The 24236-nt window shown below is 70.3% G+C and carries 24 protein-coding genes; 12 read left to right on the top strand and 12 right to left on the bottom strand.

Going from position 1 to position 24236, the window contains the following annotated elements; translation table 11 throughout:
- The first annotated feature begins 56 nt into the window (after nucleotides 1–56).
- Both OHA21_RS09445 and OHA21_RS09440 read left to right on the top strand, forming a co-directional pair.
- A complete protein-coding gene (locus OHA21_RS09445; RefSeq protein WP_328472288.1) occupies nucleotides 57–677 on the top strand; it encodes a TetR/AcrR family transcriptional regulator in 621 nt (206 codons plus the stop codon).
- 59 nt (nucleotides 678–736) lie between these two features.
- Nucleotides 737–3142 carry an MMPL family transporter gene (locus OHA21_RS09440; RefSeq protein ID WP_328472286.1) on the top strand — a complete coding sequence of 802 codons (2406 nt, stop codon included), beginning with the start codon at nucleotides 737–739 and terminating at the stop codon, nucleotides 3140–3142.
- 785 nt (nucleotides 3143–3927) lie between these two features.
- Here the strand turns inward: OHA21_RS09440 and OHA21_RS09435 are convergent.
- The 3 genes from OHA21_RS09435 to OHA21_RS09425 all read right to left on the bottom strand — a co-directional run bounded on the left by OHA21_RS09435 (nucleotide 3928) and on the right by OHA21_RS09425 (nucleotide 9743).
- Nucleotides 3928–6396 carry a glycoside hydrolase family 3 C-terminal domain-containing protein gene (locus tag OHA21_RS09435; RefSeq protein WP_328472284.1) on the bottom strand — a complete coding sequence of 823 codons (2469 nt, stop codon included), beginning with the start codon at nucleotides 6394–6396 and terminating at the stop codon, nucleotides 3928–3930.
- 70 nt (nucleotides 6397–6466) lie between these two features.
- A complete protein-coding gene (locus tag OHA21_RS09430) occupies nucleotides 6467–8344 on the bottom strand; it encodes an alkyl/aryl-sulfatase (RefSeq protein ID WP_328472282.1) in 1878 nt (625 codons plus the stop codon).
- 13 nt (nucleotides 8345–8357) lie between these two features.
- A complete protein-coding gene (locus OHA21_RS09425; RefSeq protein ID WP_328472280.1) occupies nucleotides 8358–9743 on the bottom strand; it encodes a glutamate decarboxylase in 1386 nt (461 codons plus the stop codon).
- A gap of 204 nt (nucleotides 9744–9947) precedes the next feature.
- Between OHA21_RS09425 and OHA21_RS09420 the strand changes: the two genes are divergently transcribed.
- Nucleotides 9948–10757 (top strand): DUF6082 family protein, encoded by an 810-nt coding sequence (locus tag OHA21_RS09420; RefSeq protein WP_328472278.1) that lies wholly within the window; start codon nucleotides 9948–9950, stop codon nucleotides 10755–10757.
- Nucleotides 10758–10916: 159 nt separating this feature from the next.
- Here OHA21_RS09420 and OHA21_RS09415 read toward each other — a convergent pair whose 3' ends face one another.
- Nucleotides 10917–11324 (bottom strand): VOC family protein, encoded by a 408-nt coding sequence (locus OHA21_RS09415; RefSeq protein WP_328472276.1) that lies wholly within the window; start codon nucleotides 11322–11324, stop codon nucleotides 10917–10919.
- Nucleotides 11325–11400: 76 nt separating this feature from the next.
- Between OHA21_RS09415 and OHA21_RS09410 the strand changes: the two genes are divergently transcribed.
- A complete protein-coding gene (locus OHA21_RS09410) occupies nucleotides 11401–12003 on the top strand; it encodes a TetR family transcriptional regulator (protein WP_328472273.1) in 603 nt (200 codons plus the stop codon).
- Between the two features lie 121 nt (nucleotides 12004–12124).
- On the opposite strand, the gene OHA21_RS09405 is transcribed toward OHA21_RS09410, so the two are convergent.
- Both OHA21_RS09405 and OHA21_RS09400 read right to left on the bottom strand, forming a co-directional pair.
- The gene (locus OHA21_RS09405) at nucleotides 12125–12487 is read right to left on the bottom strand and encodes a VOC family protein (RefSeq protein WP_328472271.1); all 363 of its coding nucleotides are present in this window, start codon (nucleotides 12485–12487) and stop codon (nucleotides 12125–12127) included.
- 266 nt (nucleotides 12488–12753) lie between these two features.
- Nucleotides 12754–13284 (bottom strand): hypothetical protein, encoded by a 531-nt coding sequence (locus OHA21_RS09400; protein ID WP_328472269.1) that lies wholly within the window; start codon nucleotides 13282–13284, stop codon nucleotides 12754–12756.
- Between the two features lie 29 nt (nucleotides 13285–13313).
- Between OHA21_RS09400 and OHA21_RS09395 the strand changes: the two genes are divergently transcribed.
- Nucleotides 13314–13691, top strand: coding sequence for a VOC family protein (locus OHA21_RS09395; protein WP_328472267.1), 378 nt, complete (start codon nucleotides 13314–13316; stop codon nucleotides 13689–13691).
- Nucleotides 13692–13729: 38 nt separating this feature from the next.
- Here the strand turns inward: OHA21_RS09395 and OHA21_RS09390 are convergent, their stop codons facing one another.
- A complete protein-coding gene (locus OHA21_RS09390) occupies nucleotides 13730–14440 on the bottom strand; it encodes a GAP family protein (protein WP_328472265.1) in 711 nt (236 codons plus the stop codon).
- A 107-nt stretch (nucleotides 14441–14547) separates the two neighbouring features.
- Between OHA21_RS09390 and OHA21_RS09385 the strand changes: the two genes are divergently transcribed.
- The 4 genes from OHA21_RS09385 (at nucleotide 14548) to OHA21_RS09370 (ending at nucleotide 18167) form a co-directional block, all read left to right on the top strand.
- Nucleotides 14548–15744 (top strand): sensor histidine kinase, encoded by a 1197-nt coding sequence (locus OHA21_RS09385; RefSeq protein WP_328472263.1) that lies wholly within the window; start codon nucleotides 14548–14550, stop codon nucleotides 15742–15744.
- A 56-nt stretch (nucleotides 15745–15800) separates the two neighbouring features.
- Nucleotides 15801–16397: a response regulator gene (locus OHA21_RS09380; RefSeq protein WP_442875158.1), complete on the top strand. Its 597-nt coding sequence runs from the start codon at nucleotides 15801–15803 to the stop codon at nucleotides 16395–16397.
- A gap of 701 nt (nucleotides 16398–17098) precedes the next feature.
- Nucleotides 17099–17422, top strand: a complete 324-nt coding sequence (locus tag OHA21_RS09375) for a hypothetical protein (protein WP_328472259.1) — start codon at nucleotides 17099–17101, stop codon at nucleotides 17420–17422.
- Between the two features lie 232 nt (nucleotides 17423–17654).
- Nucleotides 17655–18167, top strand: coding sequence for a DUF6368 family protein (locus tag OHA21_RS09370; RefSeq protein WP_328472257.1), 513 nt, complete (start codon nucleotides 17655–17657; stop codon nucleotides 18165–18167).
- Here the strand turns inward: OHA21_RS09370 and OHA21_RS09365 are convergent.
- From OHA21_RS09365 to OHA21_RS09345, 5 genes are all read right to left on the bottom strand, one after another.
- Nucleotides 18127–18684 (bottom strand): hypothetical protein, encoded by a 558-nt coding sequence (locus tag OHA21_RS09365; protein WP_328472255.1) that lies wholly within the window; start codon nucleotides 18682–18684, stop codon nucleotides 18127–18129. The two genes, OHA21_RS09370 and OHA21_RS09365, sit on opposite strands and share 41 nt — an antisense overlap.
- Nucleotides 18685–18688: 4 nt before the next feature.
- Nucleotides 18689–19921 (bottom strand): PEP/pyruvate-binding domain-containing protein, encoded by a 1233-nt coding sequence (locus OHA21_RS09360; protein ID WP_328472253.1) that lies wholly within the window; start codon nucleotides 19919–19921, stop codon nucleotides 18689–18691.
- On the bottom strand, nucleotides 19918–20517 hold the full coding sequence (locus OHA21_RS09355; protein ID WP_328472251.1) for a transcriptional regulator: 600 nt from the start codon (nucleotides 20515–20517) through the stop codon (nucleotides 19918–19920). Before OHA21_RS09355 ends, OHA21_RS09360 begins: the two co-directional genes overlap by 4 nt.
- Nucleotides 20514–21581 carry a TetR family transcriptional regulator gene (locus tag OHA21_RS09350; protein WP_328472249.1) on the bottom strand — a complete coding sequence of 356 codons (1068 nt, stop codon included), beginning with the start codon at nucleotides 21579–21581 and terminating at the stop codon, nucleotides 20514–20516. Before OHA21_RS09350 ends, OHA21_RS09355 begins: the two co-directional genes overlap by 4 nt.
- A gap of 93 nt (nucleotides 21582–21674) precedes the next feature.
- On the bottom strand, nucleotides 21675–22385 hold the full coding sequence (locus tag OHA21_RS09345; RefSeq protein WP_328472247.1) for a hypothetical protein: 711 nt from the start codon (nucleotides 22383–22385) through the stop codon (nucleotides 21675–21677).
- A 109-nt stretch (nucleotides 22386–22494) separates the two neighbouring features.
- Between OHA21_RS09345 and OHA21_RS09340 the strand changes: the two genes are divergently transcribed.
- Genes OHA21_RS09340 through OHA21_RS09330 form a run of 3 tightly spaced genes read left to right on the top strand, consistent with a single transcriptional unit; the run spans nucleotide 22495 to nucleotide 24235 of the window.
- On the top strand, nucleotides 22495–23085 hold the full coding sequence (locus tag OHA21_RS09340) for a hypothetical protein (protein WP_328472245.1): 591 nt from the start codon (nucleotides 22495–22497) through the stop codon (nucleotides 23083–23085).
- Nucleotides 23025–23588, top strand: a complete 564-nt coding sequence (locus OHA21_RS09335; RefSeq protein ID WP_328472243.1) for a sensor histidine kinase — start codon at nucleotides 23025–23027, stop codon at nucleotides 23586–23588. The genes OHA21_RS09340 and OHA21_RS09335 overlap by 61 nt, the downstream gene beginning before the upstream one ends.
- Nucleotides 23585–24235 (top strand): response regulator transcription factor, encoded by a 651-nt coding sequence (locus OHA21_RS09330; RefSeq protein WP_328478349.1) that lies wholly within the window; start codon nucleotides 23585–23587, stop codon nucleotides 24233–24235. Before OHA21_RS09335 ends, OHA21_RS09330 begins: the two co-directional genes overlap by 4 nt.
- Nucleotide 24236: the final 1 nt, after the last annotated feature.

Genomic DNA, 24236 nt, shown 5'->3' with positions numbered 1-24236 from the left:
GATGAAACCTTCCTTGAAGTTGCACGGAGTGCAACGATGCACCTAGTGTAGGCATCGTGAAGGACGTGGAACCGCCGGCCGACCGCCGGGCGGCGCTGAAAGCACGCCACCGCCGGGCCATCCTCGACGCGGCCCACGCGCTCATCTCCGAAGGCGAGGCGACCCGGTTCAGCGTCGATCAGCTCGCCGAACGCGCCGACGTCTCCCGGCGCACGATCTTCAACCACTTCGCGTCCATCGACGACGTGGTGACCACGGCCTGCACCGAGGCGCTCGGCGTGGTGATCGAGAACTTCCTGACCGCGTTCGCCGAGGGCGGTCCAGCGTCGATGTTCGACGAGATCACGCGGGCGTTGCGGGCCACCGACGTGCCGGGGATCGTGGCCTTCCTGTGGCGGGCGCTCGGCGGCTTCCATGTCGGCGACCCGCGGCCGCGGCAGATCTTCCAGGCGACCTTCTCCCGGACCACCGACGAGCTCGCCCGCGAACTCGCCGAACGCCACCCCGAGCGGGACCCCCTGGATGCGGAGCTGCTGGTCAGCTCTCTGATGCACGGCACCGAGGTGATCGTCGGCCACTGGCTGACGGCAACCGCGGCGGCCGTCGACGAGAAGTCCCGCGCCCTGTGGAACGACCTGCTCGAGCGCCTCATCACGAGCGTCCGCACAGGCTACTGAATCTCCTCCCCGCGCAAGGTCTCTGGTTTCTCCCGCACAAGTCGAAAGATCGAATCACCGTGGCTGAGCTCCTCTATCGCCTGGGACGCCTCTGCGCCCGGCGAGCCTGGGTCGTCCTGGCGTCCTGGGTCGTCATTCTGGGCCTGTCCATCACCGGTTACCTGGTGGCCGGCGGCACCCTCTCCTCGCAGGTCACCATCCCCGGGACGGAGACCGCCAAGGTCACCGACCAGCTCGCGCAGCGCTTCCCGAGCGCCAGCGGCGGCTCCGGGTCGCTTGTGTTCCACACCACCGATGGGACGGCGTTCAAACCCGAGCAGCGTACGGCGATCGCCGCGCTCCTGACGACCACGGCCGAGCTGGACGGGGTCGCCGCCACGCGCGATCCGTTCGCGACCCAGCAGCAGATCACCGAGCAGACCGCGCAGCTCACCGGCGGGCAGCAGCAGCTCGAAGCCGGCCAGGCGAAGCTGGACGCGGCACAGCAGCAGCTCGACGCGGCCCGCGCACAGGCCTCGGGCACGCCGGCCCTCGCCAGGCTCGACGAGCAGCAGGCCGCCCTCGACCAGCAGAAAGCCGGACTGGCCCAGCAGAAGGCCAGGCTGGACACCTCCCGGCAGCTGCTCGACATGTCCGCGAAGATCCGCACGGTGTCCGAGGACGAGACCACCGCCGTCGCCCCGGTCGTCTTCGCCGCGGAGCAGCTGGACGTCACCCCGGAGACCAAGGACGGCGTCGTCGACCACGTCAGCGGCAACCTGCCGGCCGGTGTCGAGGTGGAGTTCTCCAACGAGATCACCCAGAGCGTCCCGGAGATCCTCGGCGTCGGCGAGGTGGCCGGCCTGATCGTCGCCGCGATCACGCTGTTGGTCATGCTCGGTACGGCCATCGCCGCGGCCCTGCCGATCATCAGCGCGCTGACCGGTGTCGGCATCGGCGTCACCGCGTCGCTATCGCTCTCCGGCGTCGTCGACATGCTGAGCATCACCCCGGTGCTCGGCGTCATGCTCGGACTGGCCGTCGGCATCGACTACTGCCTGTTCATCCTGAACCGGCACCGCCGTCAGCTGCTCGACGGCGCCGACTTCCACGAGTCGATCGGCCTCGCCAACGGCACCTCCGGCAACGCTGTGGTGTTCGCGGGTTCCACCGTGCTGGTCGCGCTGCTCGCTCTGAACGTCACGGGGATCGGTTTCCTCGGCATGATGGGCACCGTCGGGGCGATCTGTGTCGCGGTGGCCGTACTGATCGCGGTGACTTTGACCCCGGCCCTGCTCGCGCTGATCGGCCCGCGCGTGCTGAACCGCAAGGCCCGCAAGCCGGCGCCCGCGCCGGCGCAGCCGATGGGCACCGGCCGTGCCGTGCTCACCGTGATCGCCGGCCTGGCCATCCTGGTCGTCGTCGCCCTGCCCGCGCTGTCGATGCGGCTCGGCCTGCCGGACGGCTCGTCGGAGGCGGCCGACTCCACGCAGTACCAGGCGTACCAGCTGATCGAGGAGAAGTTCGGCGCCGGGGTGAACGGCCCACTGCTGGTGGTGGCCGAACTGCCGTCGCCGGTCGCCGACGACGCGCTGCTGGCCGAGCAGGCCCGCATCGGCGGCGAGCTGCTGGCCCAGAACGATGTGACCGCGGTGGCCCCGATCGGCCAGTCCAGCGACCAGAAGCTGCTCGCCTTCCAGGTGATCCCGGCCGAGGGCCCGTCCAGCGAGTCAACCGAGCAGCTCGTCCGTGACCTGCGCGAACTCGCCCCGAACCTGGGCGTCGCCGGCAGCGCCAGCGGCAACATCGACATCTCGGAGAAACTCGCCGACGCCCTGCCCGGCTACCTCGGCCTGGTCGTCGGCCTGTCGATGATCATCATGGTGTTCGTGTTCCGGTCCATCCTGGTGCCGGTCACCGCGACGCTCGGCTTCATCCTGTCGCTGTTCGCCACGTTCGGCGGCCTCACCGCGATCTTCCAGTGGGGCTGGCTGGGCGGCATCTTCGGCGTACACGACCCGGGCCCGGTCCTCAGCTTCCTGCCCACCATCCTGATCGGCATCCTGTTCGGCCTGGCCATGGACTACCAGCTGTTCCTGGTCACCGGCATGCGCGAGGCCTACGCCCACGGCGCCCCGGCCCGCCTGGCCGTCCGCCAGGGCGTACACGCCGGCCGCACGGTGGTGATCGCCGCCGCCATCATCATGATCTCGGTCTTCGGCGGTTTCATCTTCTCCAACTCAGCGATCATCACCTCGCTGGGCTTCGGCCTGTCCTTCGGCGTCCTGGTAGACGCCTTCCTGGTCAGAATGCTGCTGATCCCGGCCGTCATGCACCTGCTCGGCACCTCAGCCTGGTGGATCCCGAAATGGCTGGACCGCATCCTGCCCAACGTCGACGTGGAGGGCGCCGCCCTGGAACGCCGCCACGCCGCAGCGCCGGTCCCTCCGGCGACGCCGGCCTCCGCTGCGGCATCGGCACCTTAGCCCGGCACTCCGTCGGCCACGTACACGGCGCCGGCCCCACCTCACCCCGCGCGAATCACGCCTGGGCGGCGGCCGGCCAGCGCGAGCCGCCGCCCAGGTACGTCTCACCCCCGAAACACACCTGAGCGGCGGCTGGCCAGCGCGAGCCGCCACCCAGACACGCTTCCCCACCCCCGAAACACGACTGAGCGGCGGCCGGCAAGCGCGAGCCGCCGGCAGGGCCGGTACCCGGGCCGGGAAGCATGCGTGACAGGCGGCCGGCCAGCACGAGCCGCCACCCACACACGCTTCACCACCCCCGAAACACGACTGAACGGCGGCCGGCCAGCCCGAGCCGCCGGCAGGGCCGGTACCCCGGGCCGGGAACCATGCGTGACAGGCGGCCGGCCAGCACGAGCCGCCACCCACACACGCTTCACCACCCCCGACACACGACCGAACGGCGGCCGGCCAGCCCGAGCCGCCGCCCAGGCACGTCTCGCCCCCGAAACACACCTGAGCGGCGGCCGGCCAGCACGAGCCGCCACCCACCACCACCACACCACACACGCTTCACCACCCCCGAAACATGACTGAACGGCGGCCGGCCAGCGCGAGCCGCCGGCAGGGCCGGTACCCCGGGCCGGGAAGCATGCGTGACGGGCGGCCGGCCAGCCCAATCGGGTCTGGGCGGCGGCCTCGCCGGCCGACACCAGCCGCCACCCACGCACGCTTCACCGGGCCACCACGACCGCGACGGCCCTCAGCGCCACCGGCTACCTCTACCGCGGCGGCCGCGACGGCAGTCAGCCACGGCGGCCGCCGATGCCGTTGAACAGGCGGAGCAGCAGGTCGATCGTGGGCCAGCGCAGCTTTCCGGCGGAGAAGATCGCTGCGGCTCGCAGCGGGAGTTCGGCCAGGCTGTGCTCGTACATGGCGAGCTCGGCCGGGTTGTTGCGGGTCGCCTCGTCGATCGGGGCGGCCCGCCACAGCGCCGCCTTGAACAGTCGACCAAGGCGGGTGGCGGCGACCTCGTCCAGTGTCGAGTCGCGCGTGAACGGGCGTACCGATCTTGGTCTTGGAAGGGTGCGCCGGAGCCGGCGGCGGAACTGCTCGTCGGTGACCGCAATCGGTGGGGTGTCCGCCGTCTCGGCGGCGGAGGTGACGCCGTCGCTGATGGTAACCGTCACGGTGGTCACGATGTCGGTGCTGGAACGGGCGATCTCCAGGTCGAACTCGCCGGCCGGGGTCAGCCAGTCACGAGCGACCACGTCATAGAACGCGAAGGCACGCTCCGGCACCACGATCGCGACGCTCTTGCTCTGCCCGGCCTCGAGATGAACCTTCGCAAAAGCGACAAGCTCCCGGCGCGGCCTGGCCACCACGCCGGTCCGGTCGTGCCGGTAGACCTGCACCACATCGGAGCCGGCCCGCGCCCCGGTGTTGGTCACCGTCAGCGTGACGGCGTGGTGATCGCCTTGGACGTCCGCCCAATCGAACGTGGTGTAGCTCAGCCCGTGCCCGAAAGGGAACAACGGCGCAATCCCGGCCGTCGTGTGATGCCGATAGCCCACGGAGAGGCCTTCGCGGTACTGAACCTGCCGCGGCTCACCCGGAAAATACGGCTCGGAGGCGACATCCTCGAGCGACGCCGGGAACGTCTCGGCCAGCCGCCCACCCGGCTCGGCGTCGCCGTAAAGAACATCGACAAGCGCCGCCCCACCGGCCTGCCCACCCAGGTAGGACTCCAGGATGGCGGCCGGCGCTTCCTTCCACGGCATCAGCACCGGCGCGCCATTGGAAAGAGCCACCACGGTACGCGGATTCGCCGCGCACACCGCCGTGATCAGCTCGTCGTGCTGCCCCGGCAACCCCAGATCGGTACGGTCGAAGCCCTCACTCTCGTACACCGGAGGCAGGCCGGCCAGCACCACGACGACGTCCACCGACCGAGCCGCCGCCACAGCCTCGGCGATCAACTCCGGGTCGGCCTGCGAGCCGGACGGGTCGTACCCCGGCGCGTAGACCACCTCGATGCCGCGCCGCCGGAACTCCTGGCGCGCCGTGGTGATCCGCGTGGGGTTGACCAGCGAACTGCCGCTGCCCTGGTAGCGCGGCTGCTCCGCGAACGCGCCGATCAACGCCACCTTGGTGGTGACCGCCAGCGGCAGAATCCCGTCGTTGGTCAGCAGCACGGTCCCGGCCGCCGCGGCCCGCCGGGCCAACGCGTCGTGCTCCTCAACCGGAATCACCGCGCCTTCCGCGCCCGCCGTGGCTTCCGCGCCCGCCGTGGCTTCCGCGCCCGCCGTGCCTGCCGCGCCCGCCGTGGCTTCCGCGCCCGCCGTGCCTGCCGCGCTCGCCGCCGGACCTGCGGCGATCTCCGTCACACCTGCCGCGCTCGCCGTTGGGCTTTGGGTGCTCGCCGACCGGGCGACCAGGTCGAGGACTCGCTGCGCCGAGGCGGTGACCAGGGCGGCGGGCAGCCGGCCGGACGCGACCGCCTTGAGCACGTCGCGGTCGAACAATCCCTGGCTGCCGGGCATCTCCAAATCCATGCCCGCGGCCACTGCCGCGACCCGGTCGTTGGTGGCTGCCCAGTCGCTCATCACCAGACCGTCGAAGCCCCACTCGTCGCGCAGGATGCTCGTGAGCAGCCGGTGGTGCTGGGTCGCCGGATGGCCGTTCACCAGGTTGTAGGCGGCCATCACGGTCCACGGCCGGCTCGTCTTGACGGCGTGTTCGAAGCCGGACAGGTACAGCTCGCGCAGCGTGCGCTCGTCGACGATGGCGTCCACCACGAACCGGTGCGACTCCTGATTGTTGACCGCGAAGTGCTTGAGGCAGGCCCCGACGCCGTGACCCTGCAGACCGTTCACCATGGCTGCCGCGAGCCGGCCGCTGAGCAGCGGATCCTCGGAGAAGTACTCGAAGTTGCGCCCGCACAGCGGATGCCGCTTGATGTTGAGGCCGGGCCCGAGGACCACGTCGACGCCGAGGGCACGGGCCTCGCCGGCGAGGGCGTGCCCGATCTGCTCGGCCAGTTCCTCGTCCCAGGAGCTGGCGACGGTGACCGCGGTCGGGAAGCAGGTGGACGGCTCGCTGCCCCCGACTCCGAGGTGGTCGCCGGCGTCTGCCTGGAACCGCAGACCGTGCGGGCCGTCGCTGAGCGCGCAGGACGGGACGCCGGCCTCCGGCAACGGCTGGGTGTTCCAGGCGTCGCTGCCGGAGAGCAGCGCAACCTGCTGGCGGAGGGTGAGAGCGGACGCGGCGATCACGGTCCGACCCTATCGGCGGCGGCCCTCTCCTGGCTGTATGAGGGCCGCCGCCCCGCGCGTGCCACGCGGTTCAAGGGGTGACGATGGCGAAATCGGGGTCGGGCTCGTCCAACGCGGCGATCAGCCGGCCGATCACTGCGGCGTCCCCCTCGACGGTGACCCCGGCCGCGGCGAGCCCGCCCGGGTCGGAGATGGTCAGAGCCAACGGCAGCGCCGAGCTGGTCAGGATCACCGACACCTGCGCCGGCGCCGGCTGGGCGGCTGTGGAGTACGTGAGTACCCCGTTGCGCAGCGTCAACCGGTATCGCTGGGCCAGGTCGGTGAGCAGGATGTCCACGGTGAGCCGCTCGTCCCAGCTGCGTGGACCGTTGACCCGGATGGCCATCGTGTCGAACAGCTGCTCCGGGGTGAGCTGGGAGATCAGGTCCATCGAGCTGACGGCGACGGGTGTGCCGAATCCACCGTGCCGCAACTCGTGGGCCGCGGAGAGGTAGATGCACCGCCAGGTGCCGTTCTCCGACCCGTATCCGAGCTGCTCGTACGTGTCGGCCAGCAGGGCACGCGCCTCGGTGTGCCCGGGCTCGGCGAACACGACGTGGTTGAGCACCTCGGCGGCCCAGCGGAAGTCACCGGCTTCCACCGAGGTCCGGGTCCGGGCCACCACGGCATCTGCGCCGCCCATGAACTCGACGTAGCGGCGGGCCGCCTCGACCGGCGGATGCGGCCACAGGTGCGCCGGGTTTCCGTCGTACCACCCGAGATACCGCTGGTAGACGGCCTTTACGTTGTGGCTGACCGAGCCGTAGTAGCCGCGGGCGTGCCACGCCTGCTCCAGCGCGGGCGGCAACTGGATGGTCTCGGCGATCTCCGGACCGGTCATGCCGACGTTCATCATGCGCAGGGTCTGGTCGTGCAGATACGCATACAGGTCCCGCTGCGCCAGCAGGAACTCGACCGCGCCCTCGCGCCCCCACGTCGGCCAGTGGTGCGAGGCGAACAGCACTTCCATCTCGCTGCCGAACAGCTCGACCGCCTCGGAGAGGTACCCGGCCCAGGCGTGCGCGTCGCGGATCTCGGCGCCGCGCAGCGTCAGGATGTTGTGCAGGTTGTGGGTGGCGTTCTCGGCGATGCACAACGCCCGGTGGTCCGGCAGGTAGAAGTGCATCTCGGCGGGCGCCTCGCTGCTCGGCGCCATTTGGAAGATCATCCGTACGCCGTCGACGGTCTCCTCCTGACCGGTGTGCGTGATGTCGAGCGTCGGCACGACGAGGCCGATCGTGCCGGTGGAGTTCGTCTGTCCCAGTCCGGCGCCGACCTGCCCCTGCGGACCGCGGGGCAGCGCCGCCCCGTACATGTAGGCGCCGCGACGGGCCATGGCAACGCCGGCGTAGACGTTCTCGCTGACCGCGTGCCGGGTGAATCCGGCCGGTGCGAGCACCGGAACCCCGTCCGGCAGTTCGCCGTCGGGCAGGACACCGCGAACCCCGCCGAAGTGGTCGACGTGGCTGTGCGTGTAGATCAGGCCGGTCACCGGACGGTCACCGCGGTGCTCGCGGTAGAGGGCGATGGCGGCTGCCGCCGTCTCCCGCGAGATCAGCGGGTCGATCACGACGATGCCGCGGTCCCCCTCGACGAAGGTGATGTTCGACAGGTCCAGGCCGCGCACCTGGTAGATGCCGGGAACGACCTCGAACAGGCCGTGCATCGCGGTGAGCCGGGACTGCCGCCACAGGCTCGGGTTCACCGTGGGCGGGGCGTCACCGGCGAGGAACTCGTACGGCTCGGTGTCCCAGACCGCGCGGCCCTCCGAGGTCGTCACCAGGGCGCGGTCCAGGGCAGCGACGAATCCGCGCCGTGCGTCCTCGAAGTCCTGCTGGTCGTGGAACGGCAGTGCCTTGATCAGGTAATCGTGCTGGGCTTCGATCGTCCGGCTGGCCGGCTTGGACATGCTCTGCCCTTCATCAGTGGTGGAAGCTGGAGGAGGCGGCGTCGTGCTGGGGCTCGGACTGTTTGTCGAGTTTCTGCAGGTGCCGTTTCAGGTCCTCGATGAGCAGGTCGGCGAGGTCGTGGGTGAAACCGCGCCGGACCACGACCCGCAGCGCGGCGACGTCCTCCCGATTCTTCGGGAACGTGTACGCCGGGACCTGCCAACCCCGCTCGCGCAGTGCCTGGGAGATGTCGAAGACGGTGTAGTTGGTGATCCCGTCACGCAGCTTCACCGCGAACACCGGCAGCTCGTCGCCCCGGGTGATCAGCTCGAACGGACCGAGGTCGGCGATCTGCCCGGACAGCCGGGTGGCGACCTCCCGCGCGTACCCGTGCACCCGGGCGTAGCCGTCGAAGCCGAGCCGCAGGAAGTTGTAGTACTGCGCGACCACCTGGGCGCCCGGCCGGGAGAAGTTCAGCGCGAAGGTGGGCATGTCGTCGCCGAGGTAGTTGACCCAGAAGATCAGGTCCTCGGGCAGCGACTGCGCGTCGCGCCAGATGATCCAGCCGACGCCGGGGTAGACGAGGCCGTACTTGTGCCCCGACGTGTTGATCGACGCCACCCGCGGCAGCCGGAAGTCCCAGACCAGGTCGCGGTCGAGGAACGGCGCGACGAACGCCCCCGAGGCGCCGTCCACGTGCACCGGAACGTCGATGCCGGTCTGCTGCTGATACTCGTCGAGGGCCGCGCAGATCTCCGCGACGGGCTCGTACGAGCCGTCGAACGTGGACCCGAGCACCGCCACGACGCCGATGGTGTTCTCGTCGCAGAGCGCCACAGCCTCGGCAGCGTTCAGGTGGAACCGGTCGCCCTCCATCGGGACGAGGCGCATCTCGACGTCCCAGTAGTTGGCGAACTTCTCCCAGCACACCTGCACGTTGATGCCCATGACCAGGTTCGGCCGGTCGGTCGGCTTGCCGGCCGCGGCACGCTGTTTCTGCCAGCGCCGCTTCAGCGCCAGCCCGCCGAGCATCGCGGCCTCGCTGGAGCCGGTGGTCGAGCAGCCGGTCGCCTGCCGGGGATCGGGCGCATTCCACAGCCGGCTCAGGATGTGCACGCACCGCGACTCGATCTCCGCGGTCTGCGGATACTCGTCCTTGTCGATCATGTTCTTGTCGAAGCACTCGGCCATCAACCGGTCGGCCTGCGGCTCCATCCAGGTGGTGACGAAGGTGGCGGTGTTCAGCCGGGAGTTCCCGTCGAGCATCAGCTCGTCGTGCACGATCTGATAGGCAACATCCGGTGGCATCTCGCCCGCTGGAATCTCGTGCCGCGGAATCGTGACGCCCTCCAGCCCGAACCGCGGCGCCACTGACAACACCGGAGGCACCGACCGGGCCGCCTTGGGATGCTTCAACATTGCACGTCTCCCCCCTCGTCGCTGTTCCTCATCTCATCCACGCCGGAACCACTGCACCTCCCCCGCGGCGGATGATTGGTCACCCTTCATAGCGGTACGCGAAGCCCCGCCCGCTGAAGCCCGACCGGGTGTCCAGAGCCCGTCCACATCGCTGCGCCACATACGATCGACGTCACTGCCGCGCGCCGCACCGGGAGCTACGGGATGCAGCCAGACGAGAGCCCTGCAAGCTTCATCCGGCCCGCACGCGCGCCCATGATCGGCGGCTCAGCGCCGTGGGTGCTGATCGGCGTGGCCGTACTCCTGATTGTCATCGCCTCCCCCGCCGCGATTGCCTGGTTCGCCGGCTATCGAGACGACTGGAGCGTGCTCAGCGATGTGGGACAGGCTTACGGCCTGGCCTCCGCAGTGCTGTCCGGCGCGGCGTTGCTGACCATCGCGCTGTCGCTGGTCCACCAGGCGAACCAGACCCGGATCGCCCAGAAGCAGGCGTCGCGCACGATGCAACTCGAACTGTTCCGCCTTGCCTACCAGTACCCCGATCTCCAAGAGGTCTGGGCCAAGGAAGCCGGAATCCCGCACGGCCAGTGGCGCAAGGACACCTACCGAAACATGATCTTCATGTACCTCCGGATGCTCTATGCGATGCGCGAGTCCAATGACGCGTCCCTGCGCCGGATGATGACCAATCGCTTCAAGAGCCGCCCGGCCCGCGAATACTGGGCGGCGACTCGAGGCGCTCACGCCGCCGCCATCAACGGACGACGTGACCGCCGGTTCTTCGCCCTGACGGACGAGGCATACCAGCAGTCGCTGAACACTCCTGCGCTGCCCGACGCCGATCCCGACCTTGGACAGTCAGAAGAAACCACCGAAGCCCGCGGCCCCGCGCCACGGGCCTCCAAACCGGCCCTACACCCGATCGGCTGGGCAATCCTCGGCGCCTTGGGCGGCGCCGGCGCAGCTGCGGTGCTGATCCGTCGGGGCCGCGCACCCCGGAGCGGACAGCGCTGATCGCGCCCTAGAGGGAACTGCGCTGATGGCGCGCCTTAGAGGGAACCGCGCTGATCGCGCGCCCTGGGGGCAGACAGCGCTGATCGCGCAAACCCGACCGTCCGCCGGGCCCGACTGCGTCACCACTCAGCCGACTTGATCCCGCTGCGGTGCCAAGCCCTACGAGAGGAACTGATCCGTGAAGGCCTCCCCCGGCTCGATCGGGCTGATCACATCGATCAGGACGCCGTCGGGGCCGGCGACGATGAAGTGCCGCTGGCCGAACTCCTCACTGCGGATCGGCAGCAGCGCCTCGAGCTGTCCCGTGCCGACCAGCCGCTCCCACTCCGCGTCCACGTCGTCGACCTCGATGTTGAGCAGCAGCCCGTTGGCTGTCGGCCCTCGATAGGCGGCCGGGATCGTCTCGTGCTTGCTGTCGAGCACCGCGAGCTCCCACTGGTCGCGACGCAAGCTGACATACCAGTCAGCCTCGAACGTCGGCTCGAACCCGAAGTGCGAGCGGTAGAACGCCGCCGTCGCGGCCACGTCGTCGGTCATCAGAACGGGATACGAACCGGTCAGTGCCATTGCCTCGCTCCTTTACATACACTGTGCAGGTAAGTTCGACTATACCTACAGCGCGTATGTAAAGGAAGGGCACGGCATGCCGAGAGCCACCAAAGAACAGAGCGAGATCACCGCCCAGCGCATCCGCGAGGTGGCTACCGAGCTGTTCGCTGAATACGGCTACGCGTCCGTCGGCCTGGAGGTGGTGGCAGCCAATGCCGAGGTCACGCGGGGCGCGGTCTACCACCACTACCGCAACAAGCAGACCCTGTTCGAGGCGGTCGCGGCTGCCGCACAGCAGCAGGTCGCCAACGCGGTGACCACCGCCGCCGAAGCCACCGCGGATCCATGGGACGGTCTGGTCGCCGGCTGCCGCGCGTTCCTGACTGCCAGCGTGACCGACACCCACCGGCGGATTCTGCTGCTCGACGCCCCCGCGGTGATGGGCTGGAGCACGTGGCGCAGCCAGGACGCCGCCGCCTCCGGTCACCACCTCGCCGAGGCAGTGGCCGACCTCGCCGCGGCCGGCCATCTGGAGGTCACCTCCCCGGAAGCCACAGCCGCCCTGCTCTCCGGTGCCATGAATGAGGCGGCGTTGCGCATCGCCGAAGCCACCGACCGCGAGGCTGCTCTGGCGGAGACCTGGCCAGACTTGCTCCGCCTGCTCAACGGCCTGCGCCCGACACCAAGCCCAGCATGATCAATCAGAGGTGCGCCTGGCAGCTCAGGCCTGGCGAGGCAGCTCGTCCGGGCACGGCTGAGAGCCACGCATGAGAGTCGGCGACGGCGGCCGGGCGCGAAGACCGGCTGGCGCGATCAGGTCAGGGCCGGATGAACAAGCAGAACGGGTGGCCGTCGGGGTCGAGGCAGACGCGTACGTCGTCTTGGGGTTGGAAATCGGCGACGGTCGCGCCGGCTGCGACGGCCCGGGCTGCGCCCTGTTGGAGGTCGTCGACCTCGATGTCCAGATGTTGCTGCATCTGGGGATGGCCGTCCCTGGCGGGCCAGGCCGGTGGCTCGTAGGACTCCTCGATGTGGAAGGAGAGGCCGGGGCCGCCGTTCGGTGGGGTCAATTTCGCCCAGCCGCCGCTGTCCTCGGTGACCGGCCAGTCCAGCAGGCTGGAGTAGAAGTCCGCGAGCCGGCGCGGGTTCGGAGAGCTGATCGTGGTGGCCGCCAGAATCATCGACTCACCCTACCCGGAAGCCGATGCCGAGGCCGCCGCTGAAGACAGGGTGGGGGTTGTCCAGGACTCAGCCGAAGGTGAAGCGAGTCCGTTGAGCCCTGGCCGAATCCGAGGTGCGGCGAGAAGGACCAGCGCACCGGGCGGGCCGGGCAACGTCGGATCGGGACCGGACCCGGCGAAGGTGCCGGGTGCCAGTCCTGGAGACTGGAGAGACGAGGAGTGGTTACTGCCGACCGGAGAAGGGCCCGGGAACAGGCTGCAGGCGGTCACAGTGTCAGGCAGCCGCCGCCGTTGGGCAGGGCGCCGACCACCCACGCGTGCGGGCTGGTTCCGTCGGCGTACGCAAGCACGCAGGCTCGCCCTACCGGGACCGCGAGCATGACCCGGCCCGCCGGGGCGGGGTCCTTGAAGCGGGCCAAGCGGACAATCGACCCCGAGAAGCCGGCCTCGGTCAACGCCTCGCGGACCGCATCCACGCCCGGCTGGGAGGTCTCCTTGGCGCACAGGCCGATCTCCACCGGCCGGCACCGGACCTCGCCTCGCGGCAGGGCCGCCTCGATGCGGAGCCGGGCCGCTTCGCCGGCCTGCTGTTCCGCCTCGGTCAGCCGGGTCCGCCGGGACAGGTCGCGCACGTAGTCTTCGCAATCCGGATTGTCCTGCCCTTCCACGCACATGACCGTGATCAGGGACGGCTCCTCCACGGGAGTGGCGGCCTTCGGAGACGGCGACGGCATGAGGTACAGAACCGCCCATATCAGGACGGTGATACCAAAGATCAAGAGCAGCCCCCGCTTCACGCGGAGCAGGGTAACCGTACGCTGCGGTGGTGAGCGAACACAGCGTCGCCGTTCTGGCCGTGGTCCTCGACTGCTCTGACCTGGATCGCTCGGCGCGGTTCTGGTCGGAGGTGCTCGGGTACCGCGCCGAGGACGCCTACCCCGGCCGGTACCGCAAGCTGCTGCCCGCCGACGGCAACGGCTTCGAACTGTTGCTGCAGCAGGTCCCGGAGCCGAAGAACGGCAAGAACCGGATGCACCTGGACCTTCGCACACCCGACCTGGACGCTGAGGTCGCCCGCGTTCTGGCGGCCGGCGGCCGGCGGCTCACCGACACACCGATGGCCGAGGACGGCTGGACCTGGCACGCGCTCGCCGACCCGGACGGCAACGAGTTCTGCGTGCTTCAACCCCCGCAGCCCAAGTAAGCCACAGCCCAAACAAAGCCGCGAACAAGGCCAAAGCCTCAGCCACCACTGCCAAAGGTGGTCAATCCAAGCCGCGCCGCCGCGTCATAGGCGAGCAGAAACCCAACAATCCCCACGACCCACGACAGCGTGTTGCTGTTGGCCATCCAGTCGCTGATCCGGGTGAGCGGCTTGGTGAGCCACTCACCCCCGACCAACCGCGCAGCCAGCAACACCAGCGCCGGCACGATCATCACCAGGCAATACCCGGCCATGATCAACGCCACCTGCCCCACCGGTAGCTGCGCCGCAGTGATCAGCCCAATGGCCGCAAGGTACGGCAGCATCGTCGTAACCTCAGCCGCCGCGGCCGCCAGAGCCAGCACCGCCAGTCCCCCAGCACCCCGGTCGTCCGACAACGCCCGCTCCCGCCACCGCAGCAACCGCCCGCCGCCGGACCCGGATTTCGCCTTGCGCTCGAGCCGGAAACTCCAGAAGAACAGCGCAACACCGATGACCAGCTGAATCCACATCGCCGGAGCGGTGTCCAGCACCCGCTCGATCTGCGGCAGAAACGCGTCCGCCCCCAGCGCGACCGCCATCCCCACGCCGAAGTAGAACGCGGCGACCGTACCCAAGAAGATCAAAATGCGTGCGGGACGCACGCGGCCGGGATGCAGCAGCAGCCAGATCGGGATGAGCAGGGTGCCGAAGCTGGTGGAGTCGATCAGCGCGAGCACCACGAACGAGCCTAGGAGGGCGAATTCCATGCTCACACTCTGCTGTTCCGGCCCTGCCCGGCGCGTCCGTCGAAGGATGCGGCGGCATACATCCTTCGAGGTACGCCGCATCGCGCGATCCGTGATGGGATGAGGCGGTGGGGGTGAAAGAGCGCTGGCGGACCAGCAGCAACCGGTTCCGGGATGCGGTCGCCGCCGCCGGGACGTTCGCCCTGGGCCTGGCGTTCAACCTGATCGGGCTCATCGACATCTGGGACATTCCGACGCCCGCCGCGCTGGACGGCTCGCCGCTCTGGTGGCAGACGGTGCCGCTCGCCGTCGGCTGTCTCGCCATGCTGGGCAAACGCCACCATCCGATGCTCGCGCTCGGGGTCGGCGTCGTCGCGGCGACCGCCGACGTCCTGCTCGGCGGCAGCATCGCGATGATCCTGGTGCTCTTCGACCTGATCTTCTCGGTCGGCGTGTTCGGTTCGGCCCGCGCCCGGGCCGCCACGACGACCGGCGTGTTCGTCGTGATCGGCACCGCCAGCGTGGTCGGCGGTCTGGCGACCGGCGAGTTCCGGGTGGCGGTCTTCATCGCGCTGCAGCTGACCACGCTGCTGTTCGTGCCGCTCTGGTGGGCCGCCAACATCCGCCAGCAACGCCAGCTCGGCGCTCTCGACGCCGAGCGCACCGCACGCGAGGCCGTTCTCGCCGAACGCGCTGCGATGGCCCGTGACCTGCACGATGTCATCGCCGCGCACCTGTCCACCACGGCGATCCACTCAGGTGCGGCGCTGGCCGGGCCGCCGGACACCGACCGGGACCGGACTGCCCTGCAAGCGGTCCGCACGACGAGTCTGGCTGCTCTCGAGGAGATGCGTTCCATGATCATGTTGTTGCGCGCGGACGATCCCGCGGCGGCCGATCCGACGCTGCCGGGCGGCTTGGACCGGCTGCCCGACCTGGTCGAGGCGGCGGCCGTCGGCGGCCTGCGGGTCGAGACGCAGATCCGCGAGATCCCGGAGATGCCGGCGGTCGTGGCGCACACCGTCTACCGGATCGTCCGGGAGGCGCTCACCAACGCCGGCAAACATGCGCCCGGGTCCGACGTACGCCTCGATGTGCGCAAGACCGGGGACCTGGTGACCGTGACCGTCACGAACACCCTGACCCGCGCCGGCGCGGTTGATCATCACGCGCTCAGCGCGGGCACCGGATTGATCTCCATCCGGGAGCGCGCCGCGCTGCTCGGCGGCGAGCTCACCACCGATCAGGATCAAAACCATTTCCGGGTACGCGCAAAGCTCCCCCTCCATCCCGCGGACCAGCCCACCGTCCGGAGCGGGTCGTGACCGATCCCGGGATCCGGGTGCTGCTCGCCGACGACCACGCCGCCATCCGGGCCGGCATGCGGCTGATGCTGGAGCAGGCGCCGGACATCATCGTGGTCGGCGAAGCCGCGGACGGCGCCGTCGCCATCCGCCAGGCCGCCGCGCTGCGCCCCGACGTGGTGCTGATGGACATCCGGATGCCCGGCACCGACGGGATCACCGCCACCCGGGAGATCACCGCGGCCGGCCTCTGCGACGTGCTGATCCTGACCACTTTCGACTTCGACGACTACCTGTTCGGCGCGCTGCGCGCCGGCGCCGCCGGTTTCCTGCTCAAGTCGGTGGAACCGGCCGCGCTGATCGAGGCGGTACGCCGGGTCGCAGCCGGCGACGGCTTCCTGGCACCGGAGGTGACCCGCCGGCTGCTGACCGCTTTCGTCACCACTCCCCCGGCGGCTGCGCCACCGGCCTCCCCGGGCCTCGACTCCCTCACCCAGCGCGAACGTGACGTGCTGGCCGCTCTCGGCCGCGGCCTGTCCAACGCGGACCTGGCCCACGAGTTGTCGATCACCGAGGCCACCGCGAAGACGCACGTGTCGCGGGTGCTGGCCAAGCTGGGCTGCACGTCCCGGGTGCAGGCCGCGATCCTGGCGAAGGAGGCCGGCCTGGCCTGAGCCGCCGGGTACTCTCCCAGCCCGCAACGCTGACTGAGCCCGTTGAATATGCCGCGCGACCCGGGCCAAGCCACCCAGGCCGGGCCAAGCGCCACGCGCCCCGGGCCAAGCCGCCACGCGCCCCGGGCCAAGCCGCCACGCGGCCCGAACCAAGCCGCCACGCCGCCCCGACCAAGCCGCCACGCCGCCCCGACCAAGCCGCCGCGCGGCCTCGACCAAGCCGGTCGCCGATGCCGGCGCCGGCCAATTCGTTGGTGGACCGCTGCGGCAAAGAGGGGCCGGGGCAGCGAGAGCCATAAGGCACAGCTAGGCCGGTCTGTTCGGGCTTGTGGATCAGCCGGCTGGACGTTACGCACCCTTCCCGCGGGTTGAGGCAGCAACAGCTCACAGCCGGCCCCCGGAAACGGGCCTCGTGTGCCTCTCAGCTGGGAATTATGGCCGTCACCGTGATCCACAACGCCGGTCGCCGAGTGCCGCAGCGCACCGCACCGCAGCGCAGCGCACCGCAGCGCACCGCACCGCAGCGCAGCGCACCGCAGCGCACCGCACCGCAGCGCACCGCACCGCAGCGCAGCGCAGCGCACCGAAGATCATCGGATGGCTCGCTGACCCGGCGCTGCGACTGGTGCAACCGCGGCGGGCAGACCTCAATGCCGCAACCTGTCTGGCCTGAGATGCCCGGTAGGGCGGATACTCTCGCGATGCCCAACGAAAAGCCCAGCGAACAGCGCGCAGGATGGGTCGCCCAGGCCCGGGCCGCTCTGATCATCGCGGCCATGCGCCGCACCCTGGTGACCTACGGCGAGCTCGGCACGGCTCTCGGGATCGAGGGTGTCGCGTTGCGCAACCATATGCGGCACGTGCTCGACGAGGTGGCGCGCGACTGCGCCACGAACAAGGAGCCGTCGCTGGCGGCACTGGTCGTCAACCAGGAGACCGGGCAGCCGGGCGCGGGCTGGCAGGACGGCAGCGTCCCGTGGCACACCGAGGTACGAGCCGTCTTCCGCCACTGGCCGCCGAAGTAGGCAGAGCTCAGGCCAAGGGGAGATCGCCGCCGAAGCAGGCCGCGCTCAGGCCAAGGCGAAACCGCAGCCAAAGCACACCGCGCTCAGGCCAAGGCGAAACCGCAGCCGAAGCGGGCCGCGCTCAGGCCAAGGCGAAACCGCAGCCGAAGCGGGCCGCGATCAGCCCACGGCGAAACCGCAGCGGGTGGGCACGGCAGGAAACCGCAGCGGGTGGGCACGGCAGAATGGTCCCGTGGCGGGACCTTCTGCAGCGGTGTTGCTGGCGACCTCGTGGACCGACGCCGAGATCGTGGCGTTCCGCGACTGGCTGGCCGAGATCTTCGTGATCGACAGCGGCGGCTGGTGGCTGCGCGACGCCCAGCGGCTGGGGATGAGCAGCCCCACGCCGATGACCGGGCCGTTGTTCGTGGACGTCGGTGAGCCGGAGCACGAGGACCCCGAGGAGATCGCCGCCCTCACGAAAGCGGCGGGTTTCCCTCCGGAGACGGAGATCGTGCTGTCCGCGGCGACCAGCGGCCGGGACAGCCATGAGCTTCTGGGCCGGCTCGCGCTCGCCGTCGCCCGTCGCTACGGCGGGATCATCGATCTGACCGGGCCGCTGCCGGCCGACGCCGAGTCACTGCCCGGGCACGCGTACGCGATCCCGTACCGCACCGTGGACGACGAGTTCGCCGTCTACCACCTCGTCGATGCTGAACTGCTGGTCAGCTGGCTGGAGCATCCCCGGTTCCGGATGGTGAAGTGACGGCCGGCCAGAACTGGACGAGGTATTCCTCCTTGACGCCGACGTTCTCGAGGGCCTGCGCGCACTCGGGACCGTTCCAGTCGGACTCGGCGAACCGAGCCCGCGCGTCCGAGTAGGCCTGCTGCGCGGCGGCGCCGTTGCGGCAGGCGAGGCGCACGTGGAAGCGGCCGGGCCGGCTGAGCGCGAACCCGCTGTCGTCCCAGCCCATGGTGATCTGGTTGATGCCGAGGTTCCCGTTGACGCCGGAACACTCCATGCTGACCGTGACCACGTCGTCCCACGGGCCGCGGCCGTCGTCCGGTTCCGGGTCGGGTTCGCCGTCCCACTCCTCCAGGCGCAGGATCGCGTCCAGGTTGTCGTACGGGCTCTCCACCAGGACCGACGCCCGTCCAGCGGTGACCCAGCCACCGGTCTCGTGCGGTGATTCCAGGCCTTCACCGTCGTCCCCGTCGGCCAGCGCGAACAGATGGCGGTCGAGGATCGTGTCGGTGGTGACGGCGTTCAGGCGACGACTCATCCCGTCACCGTAGATCAGCGTTCATCCATGCCAGCAGGCGGCTCAAATGCGGATCCTCGGCGGCGGTCGTGGTGCCGGGGTCGCCGAGGACCACTTCGCCGCCGGTGCCGTCGACGGCGATCAGGGTGCCTTCGGGGACTGAGCGGTCGTTTGCGCGTACACAATCAGCTTGAAGATCGACCGTCAAGGGCGCCGCGACCACCGCGGGTTTGCCCATGGCCCGCGCGACCACCGCGGCATGGCTGGCCGGGCCGCCGAGGCTGGTCACCACCCCGGCCGCGGCCGCCAAGCCGTGCATGTCCAGCGGCGACGTGTGCGGGCGGACGAGCACGACCGGCCCATCGGCGGCCATCCGTACCGCCTGGTCAGCGGTGACCGCGATGCGGCCCGCCGCGACACCCGGGCTCGCGCCCTGCCCCCGGGCAAGAAGGTCAACATCGGTTCGCAACCGAGGGGTACGCGCAGCGCGCACATCCCCCGCGCTGACCCGCTGCACCGCGGTTCCCCGGTCGATGAGCCCTTCGTCGACGAGGTCCACCGCCACCCGGATCGCCGCCCGCCCGACCAGCCCACCCGGCCGGACCTGCAGAAACCACAGCCGCCCCGACTCGAATGTGAACTCCACCTGACACACGTCCCGGTAGTGCCGCTCCAACCGGCCCAGCGCCGACTCCAGCGCCGCCCACACCGCGGGCTCGCGCTCGGCCAGATCGGTCACCGGCCGGGTGGCGTGCGACCCGGACACCACATCGATGCCCCGCCGCCCGAACAGCACCTCGCCGAACACCACCGGAGCCCCGGTGCTCGGATCACGGCTGAACGCGACCCCGCTGCCGCTGTGCTGATCACGATCGCCGTAGACCATGGCCTGCACGATCACCGCGGTGCCGAGATCGTGCGGGATCGCGTGCAGCTCACGGTAGGTGACCGCCCGCGGGCTGTTCCACGACGAGAAGACCGCCGCGATCGCTGACCGAACCTGATCAGGCTCGACGTCGAGAACGGTGTCCATCATGCCGGGCATCGACACGGCCGCGCCGGAACGCACCGACACCCGGCCCGCCTGCGGAGGCAGTTCGTCGGGAAGCCGCCCGTCGCGCAGGAACGCCCGGCACGCTGCAGTGGAGATCACGAAGCCGGGTGGGACGGGCAGGCCGAGACGCATCAGCTCGTTGAGGCCGTGCGCCTTGGCCCCGATGAGATCGGCCGGCAGATCCGCGGGAAGATCGTGGATCATCGCGGGATGCCGAGGGTGGCGAGCAGGTCCTCGTGCAGCTGGAACCACACGCCGTGATACGAGTTCATGTCGTCGGCCAGGAACTTCAGGTCGCCGCCGCGGGCCCGGTCCAGCGCCGCCGCCAGCCGCACCCGGTAGCGGCGGAAACGCGGCAGGGCCGCGGCCAGATCCGCACAGACCGGCTCGGCACGCCGGTCCAGGTCGCCGAAACGGGCGACAACCCGGGCATCGTACGCGGAATCCGCATGATCATTGACCCGGGCGACCCCGTCGACGGTACGCATGTGCCAGGCCGTGCTCAGGTCCAGCAGCTCCGGGTTCAGCTCCCGAAACTGCTGATACGCGCCGGCCACTGCCGAACGGGCGCCGGCCTCGTCGAGTTCCCCGGCCGTGCGCCTGGCGTCCTCGTCCTTGCCCGGCTCGGTCAGGCCCCAGCCGCCGAACTCGCCCCGCTGGCGGGTGACGAAGCCGTCCACCGCCAGATCGATCAGGTGGGACTCGACGTCGCTCTCCTCGAGGCCGCAGGCTTCCGCAACCCGGCCCAGGTCGGCGAACCCGATGCAGCGCAGGGTGTGCAGGACCAGGTTTTCGCTCATCGCTCCCCCTCGGCGATCGCGGCCGCGTGCCCGGCGCCCCGGCCGGTGGCCCGGGCGACGATCTGTCCCGCTCGGATCAGGACCGCCGCTTCGGCGTCGTCGGCCGTTTCGGTTCCGGCTGCCGCTGCGAGGCTTCCGTCGAAGTCGAAGACGACCCGCACCCTTGATCCGGATGGTCCGAAGACTCGCCGCAACGTGGTGGCCAGGGCGTTGATCCGCAGGCGGACCAGGGCGCCGATCTCGGCGGGATCGCTGGTCACGGCGGCAATGGTGACCAGGTCGGTCGTCCGGGCGGCGCGGACCGCCTCCTCAGCCATGCCGAGCCGCCGCGAGCCGAGGACCACCACGACGCTGTCGGCGCCGCAGCTCACCGGGCCGTCGGTGAGGGCGTCGATCACCTCGGCCGGCGGCTCCCAGCGATCGGCACACCGTTGGGCAGGACCGATGTACGGCAGATGCGGCGGATCCCACACGTCGGGCGCTTCCATGGCGGCCAGGTAGCGGCAGGCGCGGGTCACGTCGAACGGGTCGCCGAAACCCGGGGCGGCCTGAGCCAGGTGGTCGGCGCCGTGCAGCAGGGTGAGGAGGAGTTCGGCCAGGCGTACGCGGCGGGTCTCTCGTGGCCGGGACGTCTCCAACCGCAACGCGAGCAGCAAGCTCTCCATCTGGGTGAGCGCCGCCATCGCGGCGCGGCCCGGCTCGTCGTCGAAGACGCCGGTGACCGAATGCGCCCGCAGTTGCGCACCGGCAGCCGTGTCCCCGGCCAGCGGCAGCCGCTCCAGCCAGACCCGGGCGAACGCCTCGGCCGCCTCGGCGACGTCAGCGGGCGGCTGCACACTCACGGCGGCGGGCCGGTCCTGCAACGCCTCGAGCAGAACAGCCAGGTAGAGGGAGCGCTTGCCGGGAAAGTTCGAGTAGACCGCGCCACGGGTCAGCTCGGCCCGGTCCGCGATCCGGTCGACCTTCGCCTCCGCATAGCCGCGCTCGGCGAACTCCTGGGCGGCCGCCACGAGGACGGCCGCCCGGGTACGCGCCTGCTGCTGCACCCGGGTCAGCCGGGCCATCGCTCCATCACGGCGTCAGCATACTCACGCCATCCGGGTGTTGGGAACATCTGAATCGGGACAGGGCTGTTCCGGGGCGGGGGGACAGCCATGTCAACCAGCCGAGGTGTGGCGGCTCCGCAGGCCGAGCGCGATGCCGACGATCGGATACCACAGGACCCAGCCGAACAGCCCGCCGAACCAGAAGCCGTAGAGCAGATCCGAGCTGGTCGTGATGCCGACGGTGCCGAGCACGGCCGATAACGTGATCACCACGCCCAGCCATCCGACCCAGCGGGGCACCATCCGCGCCCGCAACGCGGCCGCCGAGAACGCCCCGACCATCACCGCAATGAAGATCATCTGGAAGTCGCCGAGCAGATGGGTGAAGCCGGTGAGGGCGTACCAGCCGCGCAGCGTGGCATCGTCGACGGTGGCCAGATCGGCGCCGATCAGGCCGGGCAGTACCGCCGGCAGCGCCCAGGCTGTGCTGTTCAGGAACAGCGAGCCGATGAGCAGCAGGCCGGCGCCGGCGAACAGGTCGGCGAGCAGCGAGCGCGGCAGAGCGTCCCGGATCACCCGGCTCAGCGCCGCGGTGGCCGTCAGCAGCACCGCGAGCGACAGCACACCGCCGAGCGCGCCGATGCGCAGGGCAGTGGCCTGCGAGAGAGCCCAGGTACGGATCTGTGCCGCACTCGCGGTGGCCATGTCCGGCCCGTCGGGCGGCTGGGTGAACGAGAGCACGAGGATCAGTGGACCGGCCACGGCGGCGGTGAGCGCCGCACCCCGGCCGACAACAGGTGTGGTGTCGAGTGTGGTCGTCATGGCCTCATCCTGTGAGCCGGCACCGCGGCCGGTCGTCGCCCGAGTTGCCGAGACGCCTACACCGTTGTGATGAGGCGGCCCGCGGGCGTGCCGGTCTACCGTCGAGCTCATGACGCGTATCCGGTGGCCGGACGTCGCGTTGGCAGGCGTGGTCACCGCGGGCATCGCCTGGGAGATCACGCTGGTGTTCACGCTGACGCCGCGCCACGTCCTGAGCGCCCTGCTGCTCACCGCGACCGGCGTGGCCCTCGCCTGGCGGCGGATCGCGCCCCTGCCGGTAGCGCTGCTCACGGCCGTGGCGTTCGTCGCGCCACTGTCCTACAGCCCGGCGGTGGAGATCTTCTCGTTCACGGTCGCCTTCTTCGTCATCAGCTACTCGGCGATGGCGTACACACCGGACCTGCGCACCGCCCTGACGGCCGGCTCGGTGCTGCTGCTGGCCGCGTCGGTGAACAGCTGGATCGTCTGGCCGGGTCTGGTCAACCTGTTCATCGGCTGGATCCAGGTCGGCGCCGCGTTCGGTCTCGGCACGGTGATGCGACGGGTCCGGCACACCGCGACGGTCAACCATCGACGGGCCGAGCTGGCCGAAGCCGCGGTCGCCGCCGAACGGGCCCGGATCGCCGGGACCTGCACGACGTGGTGGCCCACGCGATCAGCATCATCGTGCTGCACGCCCGCGGTGGCCGCCGGATGCTGACGATCGATCCCGACGAGTCGAAGGCCGCTTTCGACACCGTGGAACAGCTCGCCGAACAGGCCCTGACCGACCTGCGGCACATGCTCGGCGTGATCCGCTCGGCCCCCGACGGCAACCTGGCCCCGCAGCCGAGCCTGCGTCACCTCGACGCGCTGATCAGCCAGTTGAGCCGGCCGGGCCTGACCATGGTCAGCGACGTCGCCGGTGACGTCGACACGCTGCCCGCGGGGATCAACATCGCCGGGTACCGGATCGTGCAGGAGTCGCTGACGAACGTCCTGCGGCACGCGGCCGCCACCACCGCTTCGATCCGCATCCAGGTCGAACCGGCCGCCCTGCGGATCGAGGTGACCGACGACGGCGCCGGCACCCCCGGCGACGAGCCCGGCTTCGGCATCCTCGGCATGCGGGAACGGGTCGCCCTGTACGGCGGAACGCTCGACGCCGGCGCGAAACCGGCCGGCGGCTACCGGATCCGGGCGTGCCTGCCGGTGCCGGCATGATCCGGGTGCTGCTCGCCGACGATCAGCGCCTGGTCCGCGCCGGGTTCCGGATGATCCTGCGCGCCGAGCCGGACATCGAAGTGGTGGGCGAGGCCGGGGACGGGGTCGAGGCGGTCGAGGCGGCCAAGCGGCTCAGGCCGGATGTGGTGCTGATGGACGTACGCATGCCCCGGCTCAACGGCATCGAAGCGACCCGGCTGCTGCTCGCCCTGCCCGACCCGCCGCGGGTCCTGGTGGTCACCACCTTCGACCTGGACCAGTACGTCTACGAGACGTTGCGCCTCGGCGCCGGCGGCTTCCTGCTCAAGGACGCCCCCGAGGACCAGCTCATCGCGGCGATCCGGACCGTGGTCAAGGGCGTCGCCCTGCTCGACCACGACGTCACCCGCCGGCTGATCGACGCGTTCGCCGGGCAGGTCGCCGCCGGCCGCAACCCGGCCGAACTGGACGTGCTCACCCCGCGCGAGAAAGACGTGCTCCGACAGCTCGCGCACGGCCGGTCAAACGCCGAGATCGCGCGCGAGCTGTACCTCAGTGAGGCCACGGTGAAGACCCACGTGGCGCACATCCTGTCCAAGCTGGGCCTGGCCAGCCGGACCCAGGCCGCAGTCCTCGCCTACGAGACGCGGCTGGTGCGGCCGGCCTGAC

It is taken from the genome of Actinoplanes sp. NBC_00393, assembly GCF_036053395.1.
In the GTDB taxonomy this organism is placed as follows: domain Bacteria; phylum Actinomycetota; class Actinomycetes; order Mycobacteriales; family Micromonosporaceae; genus Actinoplanes.
This window is presented reverse-complemented; position numbering and strand designations above follow the sequence as displayed.

What these genes read in the sequence shown, in the direction of transcription:
- OHA21_RS09340 (WP_328472245.1), top strand. Translation starts at nt 22,495, where the DNA reads ATGACGCGTATCCGGTGGCCGGACGTCGCGTTGGCAGGCGTGGTCACC.
- OHA21_RS09405 (WP_328472271.1), bottom strand. Translation starts at nt 12,487, where the DNA reads ATGATTCTGGCGGCCACCACGATCAGCTCTCCGAACCCGCGCCGGCTC.
- OHA21_RS09375 (WP_328472259.1), top strand. Translation starts at nt 17,099, where the DNA reads ATGCCCAACGAAAAGCCCAGCGAACAGCGCGCAGGATGGGTCGCCCAG.
- OHA21_RS09365 (WP_328472255.1), bottom strand. Translation starts at nt 18,684, where the DNA reads ATGAGTCGTCGCCTGAACGCCGTCACCACCGACACGATCCTCGACCGC.
- OHA21_RS09360 (WP_328472253.1), bottom strand. Translation starts at nt 19,921, where the DNA reads ATGATCCACGATCTTCCCGCGGATCTGCCGGCCGATCTCATCGGGGCC.
- OHA21_RS09350 (WP_328472249.1), bottom strand. Translation starts at nt 21,581, where the DNA reads ATGGCCCGGCTGACCCGGGTGCAGCAGCAGGCGCGTACCCGGGCGGCC.
- OHA21_RS09420 (WP_328472278.1), top strand. Translation starts at nt 9,948, where the DNA reads ATGCAGCCAGACGAGAGCCCTGCAAGCTTCATCCGGCCCGCACGCGCG.
- OHA21_RS09330 (WP_328478349.1), top strand. Translation starts at nt 23,585, where the DNA reads ATGATCCGGGTGCTGCTCGCCGACGATCAGCGCCTGGTCCGCGCCGGG.
- OHA21_RS09410 (WP_328472273.1), top strand. Translation starts at nt 11,401, where the DNA reads ATGCCGAGAGCCACCAAAGAACAGAGCGAGATCACCGCCCAGCGCATC.
- OHA21_RS09430 (WP_328472282.1), bottom strand. Translation starts at nt 8,344, where the DNA reads ATGTCCAAGCCGGCCAGCCGGACGATCGAAGCCCAGCACGATTACCTG.
- OHA21_RS09345 (WP_328472247.1), bottom strand. Translation starts at nt 22,385, where the DNA reads ATGACGACCACACTCGACACCACACCTGTTGTCGGCCGGGGTGCGGCG.
- OHA21_RS09415 (WP_328472276.1), bottom strand. Translation starts at nt 11,324, where the DNA reads ATGGCACTGACCGGTTCGTATCCCGTTCTGATGACCGACGACGTGGCC.
- OHA21_RS09390 (WP_328472265.1), bottom strand. Translation starts at nt 14,440, where the DNA reads ATGGAATTCGCCCTCCTAGGCTCGTTCGTGGTGCTCGCGCTGATCGAC.
- OHA21_RS09355 (WP_328472251.1), bottom strand. Translation starts at nt 20,517, where the DNA reads ATGAGCGAAAACCTGGTCCTGCACACCCTGCGCTGCATCGGGTTCGCC.
- OHA21_RS09380 (WP_442875158.1), top strand. Translation starts at nt 15,801, where the DNA reads ATGCGGCTGATGCTGGAGCAGGCGCCGGACATCATCGTGGTCGGCGAA.
- OHA21_RS09425 (WP_328472280.1), bottom strand. Translation starts at nt 9,743, where the DNA reads ATGTTGAAGCATCCCAAGGCGGCCCGGTCGGTGCCTCCGGTGTTGTCA.